Here is a 13,716-nt window from a genome sequence, read left to right as displayed (position 1 = left end):
AATGGAGGGCAGGCTCTGAATCAGGCCGGTCGAAACTCGACCGTCAGATGGCTGACTTCGTGAACCGGCTTGAGACGTTCACGAATGCTGTCGGCGTTCGCAGTGGCCTTACCAACGACGCTGACGATGGCCGCATGGGCTTGCGGCCCAATCCGCCAGACATGCAAGTCAGTGATGATGGCATCCCCCGGCTTCTCAACCAGTTCGCGGATTTCCTCGGCAACGTGCGCATCTGTCTGATCCAGCAGCACACCTGCGGTGCCCCCCATCAAGGTCCAGGCCCAACGCGCGATAACAATGGCGCCGATGATACCCATGACCGGATCCAGCCAAACCCAACCGAGATAACGCCCGGCGAGCAGTGCCGCAATGGCCAGAACTGAAGTGAGCGCGTCCGCGATAACGTGGACGTACGCAGATTTCAGGTTGTTGTCGTTCCCGTGACGGGCATGGGCATGGGCATGGGCATGATCATCATGGTCGTGCTCATGACTGTGCCCGTGGCCCAGCAACAACGCACTGACAATGTTGACAATCAAACCGGTAATCGCGATGAGCGTAGCGGTGCCGAACTGAACTTCCGTTGGCTGCAAGAGGCGCATGACAGACTCAATGCCAATTCCCAGGGAGACCATACCGAGAACCAGTGCCGAGGCGAATCCGCCCAAGTCTCCAACCTTTCCGGTACCGAAACTGTAGCGCTCGCTGGAAGCATGGCGTTTTGCATATCCGTAAGCGGCCGCCGCGATGCCTAATGCGCCGGCATGGGTTGCCATGTGGAAGCCATCGGCCAGTAACGCCATCGAACCCGTAATATAGCCGGCGGTGATCTCGCCGACCATCATCAGCACCGTCAGTGCCACAACCCAAAGCGTACGCTTGGCATTTTCGTCGTGCGCTGAGCCAAGGAACACGTGGTCGTGTGTGTAATTGATGTTGGTGTTGCTCATGAGTGTGTACCTAGATGCGTTCACTTAGCGTAACGGCGAATGGCTTCAAGAAGCTCTTCGACGCCCCTGTTACGCTCTTCTTCGCTGAGCGCAGGGTTCGCGACATGCTCCCGCGCGTGGTCCTCGATGATTTCCTCCATTAAGCCGTTGATTGCTCCGCGAGTGGCAGCAACAAGGTGTAATGTTTTTGCGCAATCGAGATCCGATTCCAATGCTCGTTCAACGGCTTGGATTTGTCCGGCTATGCGTTTTACGCGTTTGAGAAGATTTTCTTTGTTTGCTGCAATATGGCCCATGGGATACCCCCCCTACCTATGTATTGCGCATGATAGGCATACCCCCTATGCCTATGCAAGATCATAGAGCGGAGAGAGCATCTACAGTCCCTGGCAGAAAAGAGGCCTCAAGTGCGAGCGAGGAGCGAGAGGAGCTGTAATGTCCGCCTCTAACCGTTCTCTGCCGGCGATGGCCAAAGTCGAATACGCTGCAAATGGTTGGTCAGGTCAAATGCAAACGAGTGGTCAAGTCTGCCCAACTACCCATCACAATGACGGTCACAACCCGAAACAGATAACTGTTGACCTTGCCATCGTGTCAACGTCGATGCTGTTGGTGCGGCGAAAAGAAACCGCTCAGCTTGAGAGGTAAAAAACCATGTTCGTTTTAAATGTTTCCGGCATTGGTTGCGGCAGTTGCGTCAGCAAAATCACCAAGGCGATTCAGTCAATGGATAACGAAGCTACGGTTTCCGTGGATCGGTCAGCCGGTAAGGTGAGAGTTGAAAGCAGCGAAAGCCCAGAGCAGATTCGTAAAGCTGTCGAGGCGGTAGGTTTTCCTTGCCAGATCAGCGCTTGAAGCGCTGACAGCTGCCCCTGGTCAGACGCCCGTTGCAGGGGGGATCCACTTGGTGAACATTCAGGGATACCATAGCAGCGTCGACCACAATTACCGCTCGCAAGCCCCTGCGCTACTAATCACCTCGCAGAGCTTTGAGCAAACCTTTGAATGCTCCATTCAACCGAGTAAAAGCGGCGTCGAAACGTATTCCATTTTCTGTGTACTTTGCGACCTCAACCTGCTGATCGACAGTATTTTGGTCAATGGCAGGTTGAGCCGGTGTACTGTAAAGCAAACTAATTCCATAAATATCGCTTACGGATTCTATTCCGGCAATGTGTTTTACATTTGTTGTTTCCAAAGAAAATAGAGTGGCAGGTGTTTTTTCTATTTCGCGGGCGAGCACAGTAGAAAAATCTAAATCTCGGGCCTTGTAGTTCGGCGTATCAGCATTTGCGATGTTGTTACTCAGGATTTCGGCTCTTTGGCTACGAAGATTCAAAGCTCTTTCCGCTACGCCGACCGCTTTTTCGAAACTAATACTCAAGCAATAATCCTCAACAAGCTCACTTATTTACTACGCGATACCTCCGGATTCACATCTCCGACCAATAGAGGTTCAAAGACATAGTCACCTTGAGTAACGAAAACCTACAAAGGTTCGCCCGTTGATATTATTGGTGAGTAATATCGATGCGCGCTGGAAGACCGAGACCTTAAGGACTAAATACGATGTTCTTCAAGAGAAATATCACAACCTGACGCAACTGTAATATTGGCCTAAGCTTCCCGACAGCGGGTGACCCTTATAGTCCTATTGAGCCTAATGCTCACCCGCTACGAATCAATGCACGATTGGATTCAGGGGCGGCCAGTACTGATCTGAGGAAACCCCAAATGAACACTATCAAATCCTTGTTCGTCATCGCTGCTCTGAGCATTTCATCTTTGGCTATGGCTGAGGGCGGTGGTGATCGGACTTTCGCACGTATGGAATTGGCCAAAAATAATTCGATGGAATCGTACCAGGTAGCTCAAACGCAGAGCTCTCAACCGCCTGTCGCTGAGAGCAAAGCGAAAGCGATGGATCATAAAAACTGCTGAACGATTAGGCACGCGGCCAACCTGACAGAAATGTAATCACTAAGGTGGTTTAGATGTGGCAATTTCTGAGCTCGCTTGCTGTAAAAATTCGTCTTTTTAACGGTAAGCGAAGCTCATCTTGCCAACTCACGGGTTGTTTTGAACGGCTCCCTTTTGACTGATTGGAAATAAACGGCATGCATTCCAAAACCTCTAGACGGACATTCGTTAAAGGCCTGGCCGCCGGTGGCATCCTTGGCGGCCTTGGTCTGTGGCGCACTCCTGTATGGGCAGTGACCAGTCCAGGCTTGCCGAGCGTCCTCACCGGCAACGAATTTGATCTGTTTATTGGTGAAACCCCTGTAAACATCACCGGCTCGCCGCGCACGGCCATGACCATCAATGGATCATTGCCAGGACCCTTGCTGCGTTGGCGCGAAGGAGAGACAGTCACACTGCGTGTGAAAAATCGTTTGGACCAGGACACTTCCATCCATTGGCACGGGATCATCCTGCCGGCCAATATGGACGGCGTACCCGGATTAAGCTTCCATGGCATCGCACCCGACGGTATGTACGAGTACAAATTCAAGATCCATCAGAACGGTACGTATTGGTATCACAGCCACTCGGGCTTACAGGAGCAGGCAGGCGTTTACGGGCCAATCGTTATCGACTCGAAAGAACCTGAACCTTTTCAATACAACCGCGACTACGTGGTGATGTTGACTGACTGGACCGATGAAGATCCTAGTCGCGTCATGGCGAAGCTTAAGAAGCAATCTGACTACTACAACCACCACAAACGTACCGTTGGCGATTTCATCGACGATGTCAGCAAGCAAGGCTGGTCATCTACCGTAGCCGACCGAAAGATGTGGGCAGAAATGAAAATGAACCCCACTGACCTCGCAGACGTCAGTGGAGATACTTACACCTACCTCATGAATGGCCAGGCGCCCAACGGTAACTGGACCGGTATTTTCAAACCAGGTGAGAAGCTGCGCCTTCGTTTTATTAACGGCTCGGCGATGAGCTATTTCGACGTTCGAATTCCTGGCTTGAAAATGACCGTTGTGGCCGCCGACGGCCAACACGTCAAACCGGTCAGCGTCGACGAATTCCGCATCGCCGTAGCTGAAACGTATGACGTGATAGTTGAGCCCGCCAGTGAAGAGGCTTACACCATCTTCGCCCAGTCTATGGACAGAACCGGGTATGCACGCGGAACCCTCGCAGTTCGCGAAGGATTAAAGGCACAAGTGCCTGCGATCGACCCTAGGCCTCTTTTGTCCATGGATGACATGGGAATGGGCGGTATGGCTGGTATGGACCATGGCAGCATGGCTGGTATGGGCAGCGGCGACATGTCCGGCATGGCTGGCATGGATCACAGCAAGATGGCGGGCATGGACCAAAGTGACATGACCGGGATGACCGGCATGGACGGCGGTGATATGACTAGCATGGCTGGTATGGATCACAGCAAGATGGCTGGTATGGACAAAGGCGACATGGCCAACATGGCTGGCATGGACCATAGCAAGATGGCGGGCATGGACAAAGGCGATATGTCCAACATGGCCGGTATGGACCACAGCAAGATGGCTGGCATGGGCGGTATGGGTGGAGAAATGCAGACTCACCCAGCCTCCGAAACCAACAACCCCTTGGTTGATATGCAAGCCATGACCCCGACGCCAAAGCTAAACGATCCAGGCATCGGTTTGCGGAACAATGGTCGTCGAGTCCTCACCTATTCAGACCTGAAAAGCACTTTCGAGGACCCTGATGGCCGCGAGCCCAATCGCACCATTGAGCTACATCTGACCGGTCACATGGAAAAGTTTTCCTGGTCCTTCAACGGCATCAAATTTTCTGACGCTGAGCCCCTTCGTCTCAAGTATGGGGAGCGTCTTCGCATCACCTTGGTAAACGACACCATGATGACGCACCCCATTCACCTTCACGGAATGTGGAGCGACCTTGAAGATGAAAACGGCAAGTTCATGGTGCGCAAGCACACAATCGACATGCCACCAGGTACCAAGCGCAGCTATCGAGTCACCGCCGATGCCTTAGGTCGCTGGGCCTATCACTGCCACCTGCTTTTCCATATGGAAATGGGCATGTTCCGTGAAGTACGGGTTGATGAGTAAAGGAGACGATCTGTGAGCACATACCTAAATCGTAAATCGCTGGTCGGTTGCCTCTTTGCCGTCGGCTTGATGGGTGGACTCTCGTCCGTGGCGCTGGCAGTCGAGGATAGTAGTGTTCATTCACCTGCTACTCCTGCGGAGCCAACGAGCAAGCCTGCAACTGCGACAAAAGAATCAAAGCCCGATCACGGATCAATGGATCACAGCAAGATGAGCCATGAGTCGATGGGTCATGACCAAAAAACCAAAAAGGCAGATTGAGATCATGACCAGTAAGTTTTTACGTCCAACGTTGATGGCACTGGCAGTCTCTACCAGTCCTGCTTTCTCTTTCATGGCCCAGGCGGCAGAAGAGATGGATCACTCCAAGATGGATCGCGGCTCGATGGGAGCTATGGACCATAGCAAGATGGGGGCAATGGATCACAGCAAGATGAGCATGGACAATGGAGCAATGGACGGTATGGAAAGTATGGATGGAGGGGCTACCACCACCAGCCGAACTCCAATCCCTGTACTGACCGACGCTGACCGTGCAGCCGCGTTCCCTGATGTGGCTGGTCATGGCGTTCACGACAAGAAGGTCAACTCCTTCATGCTGCTGGATAAGTTTGAGTACCAGGATGCTGACAACGGTAGTGCGTTGGCCTGGGATGCAAAAGGATGGATCGGCGGTGACGTTGACCGACTGTGGTTGCGTTCGGAAGGCGAACGTACCAATGGCGTAACGGAAAACGCTGAACTCTCAGCCCTTTGGGGGCACTCCATCGGTCCATGGTGGGATGTCGTCACCGGCGTACGACAAGACTTCAAGCCCGGATCACCACAAACTTGGGGAGCGCTCGGTATTCAGGGCATGGCCCTCTATAACTTTGAAGCCGAAGCGACTGCCTATATCGGTGAGAACGGTCAAACCGCTGCTAGATTGGAAGGCGACTACGACATTCTGCTGACCAATCGCCTGATCTTGCAGCCAACGGCCGAAGCCAATTTTTACGGAAAAAATGATCCTCAACGCGGCATTGGGTCTGGATTGGCAAACACCGAAGTAGGGCTCCGATTGCGTTATGAGATTGTTCGCCAATTTGCCCCTTACATTGGGGTTAGCTGGAGCCGCTCCTACGGCAATACGGCAGACCTGGCCAGCGATGAAGGAGAGCATGCGAACGAGGCGCGATTTGTCGCCGGTATTCGGATGTGGTTTTAAGAGCCTGACATGAAAAGAACGTTGAAAACATTGACTGCTGCCGGGGTGGTTGCCGCAATAACAGGTGCCGGCGTGGTTTATTTTGGTGTGATCAATGTTGGGGCGGATGAACCACACTCCGATCCCGTTTACGCGCTACTTTCCACCGCTCGGGATCGCTCGATCGAAGTGCGCTCACGCGACATTAAAGTCCCCGACCTGAGCGAAGAAGCTCTAATCCGCGCAGGTGCTGGCAACTACAACTCTATGTGCATCGGTTGCCATCTCGCTCCGGGTATTGAAGGAACCGAGTTAAGTAATAGCCTTTACCCCGCACCTCCGAATCTTTCAAAACTGGGCGTTGATGGAAACCCTGCCGCAGCTTTCTGGATCATCAAGCATGGAATCAAATCCACAGGCATGCCCGCTTGGGGTAAAAGCATGGCCGATCCCTACATATGGGGAATGGTCGCATTTCTCCAGCAGCTGCCTTCAATGGATGCAGAGCAATACAAAGCTCTCGCAACCAGCAGCGGTGGTCATCAACACGGTGGCGGCGAGAGCAAAATGCATAACCATGAAGGCCAGCATGAGGGCCAAAAAGGCGCTGTCGCGGGGCATCATGATGCGGGTACAGGCGAAGAAATAGCCGAAGCAGGCGACCATCATGGCGAGAGAAACAGCGCTCATGCCCATGAGGCGGCCGAAGCGCCTTCTCAGGATGAAAGTACCGAACACGCCCATCCTCAGGTTGTGGAGGCTTCACATGACGCCCCTGCAACTCCGGCCACTCAGCCAAAAACTCATACCCACGCTGATGGGAAGGAACATACCCATGCGAAATAACTTTCTTCGTCCCGGTCGGGCACTTCGCCTCGCTGCATTTGCGGCTCTGTTTATCAGTTCAGCTGGTCATGCAGCAGAGTCGCTGACGATCGACGTCCATCGTGACGCTAACTGTGGATGCTGCAAGAAGTGGATCCAGCACCTTGAAGCTAACGGCTTCACCGTCGTTGATCATGTAGAAACCAACATGAGCGCGGTCAAGCAGGATCTCGGTGTTGCTCCACGACTCTCGTCCTGCCACACAGCAATGATCAATGGAAAGTTTGTTGAAGGTCACGTGCCCGCCGAGCAAATCATTGCGATGAGCAAACGTGACGACCTTCTCGGGATCGCCGTTCCTGGCATGCCGGCTGGATCCCCGGGCATGGAAGTCAACGGAAAACATGATGCTTACCAGGTAATCGGTTTGTCCAAAGCAGGCGCAGACCAGGTCATTGCTGAATACCCCGGAAACTAATCTGGCCCCTCAATCCTGTCCCTGCGTGGTTAGCGACATAGCCATGCAGCGGGACACATACTGTCCATTCCGCGCTCAAGTAACACGCAAAGACAATGAGCTACTGTTGGCCGTCTCTCCTGCTGTTCCCCCCAGCCCCACTCTATAACGCCCTCAGCTAAACGATGCGCACGCAGTCGAAGTGAATATCGACGATGACTCTGCACCTTCAGTCTCAGTTATGAATGGAGATTGCCTGTCAACGGATCAAAAGCTCCTAGACAGCAGGTTTGCCAAGCGGGGCGAACACAGGTACTGACAACAGGACGTCCCGCACTTATGTCAATCCACACAAAAAAAGGCGCCACTAGGGCGCCTAAGCCGCCTCCCAAACCAAAGGAGAAACAAGGAGACGGGGTGTACCTGGTAGTCGAACAATTGGTGCCGCAGGTTAGCGCTCGTTAAAGCAGTTGCAGTGGGTACTCGACAATCAGTCGGACCTCATCCAAATCAGATTCGAAATCGGTAGCACGCGTGGTTGCTTGGCGAACACGCAGCGACATGTCCTTCAGAGAGCCTGACTGGATGATGTACTTAGCCTCAATGTCTCGCTCCCAACGCTTTTGGTCTTGCAATGGCGCTCCATCTGCTCCGCGACGCATATACACGCTGTTCGCGTTGGAATAATCAGCGTCCCACCCCTTCGCGTAGCGGGTCATGAAGCTAAGGCCTGGGATGCCGAACGCTTGCATATCCAGGTCGTAGCGAAGCTGCAAGGATTGCTCTTTCGGTGAGTTGAAGTCGCTGTACTGGATGGAGTTATCCAGAAAAATCGAGTCCGATTGGCGCAGGTAATCAAAGTCGTCATTGCCGTTGCTGCGCTGATAGCCAACGGTCACCGTGTGGACGCCGAATTTAACCCCGGCTTTGCCACTCCAGATATTGTTATCAAAGCTGTCCAGGAGTTTTTTACCCTCGTCGACCGCGCGGTAGTAATTAAATCCACCGATCAACGCGACGCTCTCTGAGAGCGGGTAGCTCAGGGAAGTGCCTGCGTAATACTGATTCCAAACATCCTTAAATTGGCTGGCGTAAAGACTCACACCAACATGCTCATTAACGGTGTAATCGCCCCCAAGGTAAGCAATCCATGGAGCATCAACAGCACCGGCATAGAAAGTCGAAAAGCCGTCACGCATGCTGCTGGAGTTGGGTTGGCTCATCGCATGCAGCCGCCCCCCCTGAATGGTCAGGTCTTTAATGGTGGTGTTGGTGAACGTTGCCCCCTTAAAGCTCTCTGGCAGCAGTCGAGAATCGCCATATGCCACGACAGGCGTGGATGGAAAGACATCTCCTACTTTGACCACCGTATCCATAAAGCGAGCCTTCGCGGCTCCGCCTACTTTTGAGTAAGAGTCTTCAGGTTGGCCTTTGCTGTTGTAGGGCATGACATCCACTGAGCTTCGAGCCCCCGAGCGCCCATCACCCGAATCAAGCTTGAGTCCTACCATTGCAAATGCATCTATGCCGAACCCGACGGTGCCTTGGGTGAAGCCAGACTCAAATCGCCCGATAATCCCATGAGCCCATTCTTCAGCGTAACCATTGCCTGTGGGACTTGACTGGCCCTTTCGATTGTCACGATTGAAGTAGAGATTACGATTGAGAAGACTAAGGGAGCTCCCTTCAATGAACCCCTCAGGTTTTTGCTCAACGGCCACTGCAACTTGCCCCATGCTCATGCCAAGGGCAATGAGAGAAAGACCATAAAAGCTTTTATTGTTCATTTAACACTCCAGGCTTTTGCTTGGCAGAGTTTCTTTATGAAATATTTTTATCATTATAAAAAGCCACCGGCACATAGGGATTCCCTCTACGTGCCGACAGACATAATTTCATACAAAAGATAACTTCAGCGTGACCTGAAAATTACTTCTATGTCAGCGACCAGCAAGCATGCTTAAAAAGCGTAAATGAATGATTTGATGTAGACATGACCTTAAGGGGCTAACTCCCATGTGGGCAGTCGGTACCCATAATCTTGTATTCCACGGTATTAAGCTTGCCCGCCGAATCTTCATAGGTCATGCGCGAAGGCGCAACACTACAGTTTTTGTTGGCCTGTGTGACACTGATCACCTTCTGAATATCGAGGTTCATACCATATTCATAATGAACAACTTCAGGGACGGCCTTACCATTTCTTAAGGCATATTGCTCCATCGCCTGTTGGTTTTCTTGCATCATCCGACCATACACGCGGTCACCGCCTCCTTCAGCCATGGCTAATGAAGATAAGGTCAAAACCGAAGCGGCGCAAAACGCTTTCACTGCTGTCATTGCTTTCATGATTTTCTCCTAAGCTCAATTTTCTGAGTTAAAGAGTAACAAGTGAAAGCTTTCAGAAAGCTGCCGCGAAGGTTACTAATGTGAAAGGTGAACCCTACTCCGCGTTTACGCTTTCAAGCCAGATGGCATTTTTGTTATCACCAAAGGTTGGCAGACGCTGACGGAACACAGATGACCTCAAAAGCTTATTGGAACCGGTGGCCCCTCCCAATTCCTCGATACGCCGGTAGATCTGAGCAAGGCCTCCGCGTCGACTCCGGTTTTTTCCAGGCTTGTCAGATCCCACTCGAAGAAACTGGAAAATACCAGGAAAACCTTGCTTGCTACCGCTGAAGTCAATCTTACCGTCGAGTAATTCACCGGGAGCTTCATCCGGATGAGTTCAGAGACAGTCCATATCAAAGTTCTTAGACGGAAATGCCATACTGACTCTTGATGAATCTTTATCTGTTGATAAGTAAGGGGAAACCTCTGCTTGCGTAGATCCAGCTCATGAGGTAACGAACCTGGGAGTAGCGATTGCAAATTCCGAATATTCACTCTCTTCGGATCTTTCGTAACTTTATATAGCTCATCTACGCCCGCTTCGATAAGGGCCGCATACGCGCCGTCTCTTGAGTCGACAGACTTTTCGACCGTAACTGCAATTTTTTTAGGTGCACGGAGTTTTGCCATTAACCATGCGTTATCATGTTCTAGAATCCATTGCGTAGGTTTGTACGCCTTCTTCCAGAGGTACTCGACATCGGCGTCGTTACGTAGCGCTAAAAGCAACTCAATTTTTTGGCGATACCTAGTTTTTTGGCTAGGATGCGATTCTTCAACTTTGGACGCTCGCGGAGAAACAGAGGCACTCAGCAGAATAGACTCATTCTTCAGAGCCTCTTCAAAGTCATCTGCACTGGAAAACAAATGAAGAGCAATGATCAAATGCCTCGCGAGCGGCATATTTAGCTGACCTTTGTCTGATTTGAGCCGGATCCATTGCTCATGTTTCCCGGTGTTATAGGCTGGATCAATCTGCGACAAAAGCTCATCACCGTAAGCGCTTTGGATGCTGTCGAATAGTTTTGCGATACCTGCATTTTTTCCGAAAATATATCCGCGTTTCTTGCATTGGCGGACGTAGCAAGAACTTAATACCGTACTGCCTATCGGAGGAATATTGCGTTGCAAGATATCGTGTGCGAACAGGGCGACTTTCTGTTCCAGTTTTGAGCCCTTGTGAGTCGCTGCGCTGTTTAAGGGGCTCCAACCGCATGCGCATGGCTCAGTCAGATTGGGAAGTAGCTTCAATTTTCGGTAGAACGGGCGAGAGCACTCGGGGCAGGCATGGATCAATGTGTCGCCATGACGCCAACAGACGGCAACACCGGGTATTTGGTGAGATCGATGCCAGTAGGCAGAACCCCGATCAATCAAATCCTCCTGAACGCAGGTAGGACAAAGCTTAGCCTTGCCATGGGTGGACTCCTCTCTGCGGGGCACCCGTACCACCCCGTCATAACCCAGCGGACCTACGTTGTTCTCCGGACCCTGCTTAACCCCAAGAAAAGGCCGGTAAGCAGGAAAAGTGGTATTGCTACTGATCAGCTCTGCGAGATTGCTCTCCGATTGCCCCGGCAGTCTGTGGGCGAGCCTCTCGATCTGATTGGGTACGATGCCACCAATGCAAAAGGGTTTCGATGCGAACAAATCGCGGTAGGTTTCTGTCGCGGTTCTGTTGCCTGACAGATAGTGATATCGGGTGACACGAGAGTGCAGCATTTCATCCGGCATCGACACGGGGAAAAACAATAGATCAGACATCATTTACCGATTAAAGGTAGGGCTCGAAGAGAATATGCATCCGGGGGCAGTATATATGCAACCCGTCAAATTCTGTATCCGGTATCGATTTGGAAATGATACCCAGCCGCTCAACTTTTAACCGTAGTGAATTCATCTAAGCCCTGCCGCGATCGTACTCTTGAATACAAAACACGTATCGATAACCTGCGCAGGTCAGCCCATGGCAATTGCAAAACTATTTCTGTTGATCGCGGGTTAGTACGTTTTACTTGCTGATCGTGGTCATCCAGCGTATGCCGTAGCTATTCTGGAAGGTGCAAATATTCATTAACAGAAAAATAATGTGTTTACGTTGAATTAAATTCAGAACTTTTTTAGATCGAGGGAATGGCTGGCTGGATTACAGCGTGGGCCGAATGCTCGCGACCCTGTAAAGCGAAGAACGTGATATAGGCTTGCCCTCCGAGAGCAATTTGCTTCTAGCCCATCGCAGACGCCTATCGTGGAAGCCTTCGATTGATTCACATACTTTGTCGAGCATTGCTGCACAGAGAGGAAGCTTGCAGAGCTGCTTTTCGAAGCGAGACAGAACATGAAGCTCCCGGCCAATTCTGGTACGCGAGATGCGGACAGGCTTACCCGCAAGAGCATAAAGCGCTTCAGCACACTGACGGACTTCGCCGGCCAGTCTCGCATCGAGGGCAGCGAACATTTCGGCGCTATTTAGACGGGGCGTACGATGGGGGCTTGGGTTTACAGTTGACTCCGAAAGCCACCGCCTATCGTGGCGATACAGCCACGCATACCCCCTGCATGCATGTGCTTTGTAAAAACGATAATCAGCCTCGAAAGCCGTGCGTCTTGCGCATAGCTCAATGTGAAATCTTGCCTCACTCCAAGCACCTTGCCCGCCGGCTACATTTCGGATGTGACGATAGACATACGCCAATGAAACGCCTAGAACGGCAGCGATCTTTTTGGCATCAGCGCCCTCAAGAGCATGTTTCCACACAGCGGCTGACGAACAGTCCATGCCTTCACCGGGCATCACCGGAGAAAGGCGCGTGTGAAGTTGAATGTGAGCTATCGGACCACACGCCACCGCCTGTTTCACCGGGCGTTGACCATGCAGCAAGTTCACCATGTCAATGCCCAGAGCACCGGCCAATAAAATGTATTTGAGCGGGTGGTGGGAGGTTATTGGCGTACGAAGCAGCTTCGTGACCCACGAGGCGGGTGTACCTGCACGAACTTCTCCGAGTATGGAAAATTCCCATTCTTGCGGGAGTGCGGCAAAAAAATCGGCCATGTGCTGCGCCAGCATGTGCATGTGCAAGCGATGGTTATCAGAGGCAAGGTTAAGCTGCGTTGCCCTTTGTAAAAACGTGTAGCGCACCGCCTCCGCTGACAAAGCACTGACTTCAGACTCGATGACCTGAAGTGAGCGCAACGCTATTTCGTGAAGCGGCGGCATGCTCAGCGACGGGGTATCGAGACGTAACGTGTGAGCTTGCACATTCTCATCACTCGGCAGATTGAGTTGTCGAGAGCTGCGGCTGGACCAGCGAGGATCAAGGATACTAAGTGACGTCCCGTGATGCGGACATACCAGCACGCCTGGAAGCATGTGAACCCTGTGCCAGTAAGCAACTCCCCGTTGGGCCTGATCTTGGGCGATACATTCTGGGCATAACCGCACTCGGGAGGCGAATCCAATACGGCTCGCGTTGACGCCCAGCTTCAACATCAAACCCTTCCCATCGGCAGTCATCAGCGTCCGAGCGTGTTCTACCTGGCTCATAGTCAAAAACGGCGCATAGTAGGGTAATAGCGTGTGACGCATAAGGACCTCGGCTATCGATAGCTCGGTACCGCTGGGTAGCGCGTCGACAAACTCCCCTAAATGACTTGGGAATGCCACATTTTGCGAAAATGCTGCCGCCGATTTCAGGCCGGCAAATGCTGCTTGGCAATTACGAACACCGCAAAGACGGGCATAGCGAGATATCACGCTGTGCAGCGTCTCATCGGGGAACGCGGTGGGGAAGAAATGGAGTTTAAGGTGCACTTCGCCACCCC

Annotated in this window: 15 protein-coding genes; 8 read left to right on the top strand and 7 right to left on the bottom strand. The window is 52.1% G+C overall.

What is annotated here, in order from left to right; translation table 11 throughout:
* Positions 1-20: 20 nt before the first annotated feature.
* Together dmeF and KVQ82_RS00175 are read right to left on the bottom strand one after the other, a co-directional pair.
* On the bottom strand, positions 21-950 hold the full coding sequence (gene dmeF / locus KVQ82_RS00180) for a CDF family Co(II)/Ni(II) efflux transporter DmeF (RefSeq protein ID WP_047297385.1): 930 nt from the start codon (positions 948-950) through the stop codon (positions 21-23).
* Between the two features lie 20 nt (positions 951-970).
* A complete protein-coding gene (locus tag KVQ82_RS00175; RefSeq protein ID WP_042556876.1) occupies positions 971-1,246 on the bottom strand; it encodes a metal/formaldehyde-sensitive transcriptional repressor in 276 nt (91 codons plus the stop codon).
* A 139-nt stretch (positions 1,247-1,385) separates the two neighbouring features.
* On the opposite strand from KVQ82_RS00175, the gene KVQ82_RS00170 reads away from it, so the two are divergent.
* Both KVQ82_RS00170 and KVQ82_RS00165 read left to right on the top strand, forming a co-directional pair.
* Complete coding sequence (locus KVQ82_RS00170) at positions 1,386-1,598, top strand: hypothetical protein (RefSeq protein WP_140396035.1); 213 nt, start codon at positions 1,386-1,388, stop codon at positions 1,596-1,598.
* 6 nt (positions 1,599-1,604) lie between these two features.
* A complete protein-coding gene (locus KVQ82_RS00165) occupies positions 1,605-1,805 on the top strand; it encodes a heavy-metal-associated domain-containing protein (RefSeq protein WP_080895979.1) in 201 nt (66 codons plus the stop codon).
* 115 nt (positions 1,806-1,920) lie between these two features.
* Here KVQ82_RS00165 and flgB read toward each other — a convergent pair whose 3' ends face one another.
* A complete protein-coding gene (gene flgB, locus KVQ82_RS00160; RefSeq protein ID WP_042556877.1) occupies positions 1,921-2,334 on the bottom strand; it encodes a flagellar basal body rod protein FlgB in 414 nt (137 codons plus the stop codon).
* A gap of 350 nt (positions 2,335-2,684) precedes the next feature.
* On the opposite strand from flgB, the gene KVQ82_RS00155 reads away from it, so the two are divergent.
* From KVQ82_RS00155 to KVQ82_RS00130, 6 genes are all read left to right on the top strand, one after another.
* On the top strand, positions 2,685-2,891 hold the full coding sequence (locus KVQ82_RS00155; protein WP_042556878.1) for a co-regulatory protein PtrA N-terminal domain-containing protein: 207 nt from the start codon (positions 2,685-2,687) through the stop codon (positions 2,889-2,891).
* A gap of 176 nt (positions 2,892-3,067) precedes the next feature.
* The gene (locus KVQ82_RS00150) at positions 3,068-5,029 is read left to right on the top strand and encodes a copper resistance system multicopper oxidase (protein WP_042556879.1); all 1,962 of its coding nucleotides are present in this window, start codon (positions 3,068-3,070) and stop codon (positions 5,027-5,029) included.
* 12 nt (positions 5,030-5,041) lie between these two features.
* On the top strand, positions 5,042-5,290 hold the full coding sequence (locus KVQ82_RS00145) for a hypothetical protein (RefSeq protein ID WP_176393382.1): 249 nt from the start codon (positions 5,042-5,044) through the stop codon (positions 5,288-5,290).
* Positions 5,262-6,236, top strand: coding sequence for a copper resistance protein B (locus KVQ82_RS00140; protein ID WP_042556880.1), 975 nt, complete (start codon positions 5,262-5,264; stop codon positions 6,234-6,236). Before KVQ82_RS00145 ends, KVQ82_RS00140 begins: the two co-directional genes overlap by 29 nt.
* A 9-nt stretch (positions 6,237-6,245) precedes the next feature.
* Positions 6,246-7,061, top strand: a complete 816-nt coding sequence (locus tag KVQ82_RS00135; RefSeq protein ID WP_080963326.1) for a cytochrome c — start codon at positions 6,246-6,248, stop codon at positions 7,059-7,061.
* Complete coding sequence (locus tag KVQ82_RS00130) at positions 7,051-7,518, top strand: DUF411 domain-containing protein (protein ID WP_042561924.1); 468 nt, start codon at positions 7,051-7,053, stop codon at positions 7,516-7,518. The genes KVQ82_RS00135 and KVQ82_RS00130 overlap by 11 nt, the downstream gene beginning before the upstream one ends.
* A gap of 440 nt (positions 7,519-7,958) precedes the next feature.
* On the opposite strand, the gene KVQ82_RS00125 is transcribed toward KVQ82_RS00130, so the two are convergent.
* The 4 genes from KVQ82_RS00125 to KVQ82_RS00110 all read right to left on the bottom strand — a co-directional run bounded on the left by KVQ82_RS00125 (position 7,959) and on the right by KVQ82_RS00110 (position 13,705).
* Positions 7,959-9,284, bottom strand: a complete 1,326-nt coding sequence (locus KVQ82_RS00125) for an OprD family porin (protein WP_042556881.1) — start codon at positions 9,282-9,284, stop codon at positions 7,959-7,961.
* A 220-nt stretch (positions 9,285-9,504) separates the two neighbouring features.
* Complete coding sequence (locus tag KVQ82_RS00120; RefSeq protein ID WP_042561925.1) at positions 9,505-9,837, bottom strand: DUF2790 domain-containing protein; 333 nt, start codon at positions 9,835-9,837, stop codon at positions 9,505-9,507.
* 186 nt (positions 9,838-10,023) lie between these two features.
* On the bottom strand, positions 10,024-11,655 hold the full coding sequence (locus tag KVQ82_RS00115) for a TnsD family Tn7-like transposition protein (RefSeq protein WP_224450881.1): 1,632 nt from the start codon (positions 11,653-11,655) through the stop codon (positions 10,024-10,026).
* 382 nt (positions 11,656-12,037) lie between these two features.
* Positions 12,038-13,705, bottom strand: a complete 1,668-nt coding sequence (locus KVQ82_RS00110; RefSeq protein ID WP_042556882.1) for a TnsD family Tn7-like transposition protein — start codon at positions 13,703-13,705, stop codon at positions 12,038-12,040.
* Between the last annotated feature and the right edge of the window lie 11 nt (positions 13,706-13,716).

The sequence above is a fragment of the Pseudomonas sp. AO-1 genome (genome assembly GCF_019775695.1).
GTDB lineage: Bacteria > Pseudomonadota > Gammaproteobacteria > Pseudomonadales > Pseudomonadaceae > Aquipseudomonas > Aquipseudomonas parakoreensis.
This window is presented reverse-complemented; position numbering and strand designations above follow the sequence as displayed.

What these genes read in the sequence shown, in the direction of transcription:
- dmeF (WP_047297385.1), bottom strand. Translation starts at nt 950, where the DNA reads ATGAGCAACACCAACATCAATTACACACACGACCACGTGTTCCTTGGC.
- KVQ82_RS00175 (WP_042556876.1), bottom strand. Translation starts at nt 1,246, where the DNA reads ATGGGCCATATTGCAGCAAACAAAGAAAATCTTCTCAAACGCGTAAAA.
- KVQ82_RS00170 (WP_140396035.1), top strand. Translation starts at nt 1,386, where the DNA reads ATGTCCGCCTCTAACCGTTCTCTGCCGGCGATGGCCAAAGTCGAATAC.
- KVQ82_RS00165 (WP_080895979.1), top strand. Translation starts at nt 1,605, where the DNA reads ATGTTCGTTTTAAATGTTTCCGGCATTGGTTGCGGCAGTTGCGTCAGC.
- KVQ82_RS00155 (WP_042556878.1), top strand. Translation starts at nt 2,685, where the DNA reads ATGAACACTATCAAATCCTTGTTCGTCATCGCTGCTCTGAGCATTTCA.
- KVQ82_RS00150 (WP_042556879.1), top strand. Translation starts at nt 3,068, where the DNA reads ATGCATTCCAAAACCTCTAGACGGACATTCGTTAAAGGCCTGGCCGCC.
- KVQ82_RS00140 (WP_042556880.1), top strand. Translation starts at nt 5,262, where the DNA reads ATGACCAAAAAACCAAAAAGGCAGATTGAGATCATGACCAGTAAGTTT.
- KVQ82_RS00135 (WP_080963326.1), top strand. Translation starts at nt 6,246, where the DNA reads ATGAAAAGAACGTTGAAAACATTGACTGCTGCCGGGGTGGTTGCCGCA.
- KVQ82_RS00130 (WP_042561924.1), top strand. Translation starts at nt 7,051, where the DNA reads ATGCGAAATAACTTTCTTCGTCCCGGTCGGGCACTTCGCCTCGCTGCA.
- KVQ82_RS00125 (WP_042556881.1), bottom strand. Translation starts at nt 9,284, where the DNA reads ATGAACAATAAAAGCTTTTATGGTCTTTCTCTCATTGCCCTTGGCATG.
- KVQ82_RS00120 (WP_042561925.1), bottom strand. Translation starts at nt 9,837, where the DNA reads ATGACAGCAGTGAAAGCGTTTTGCGCCGCTTCGGTTTTGACCTTATCT.
- KVQ82_RS00115 (WP_224450881.1), bottom strand. Translation starts at nt 11,655, where the DNA reads ATGTCTGATCTATTGTTTTTCCCCGTGTCGATGCCGGATGAAATGCTG.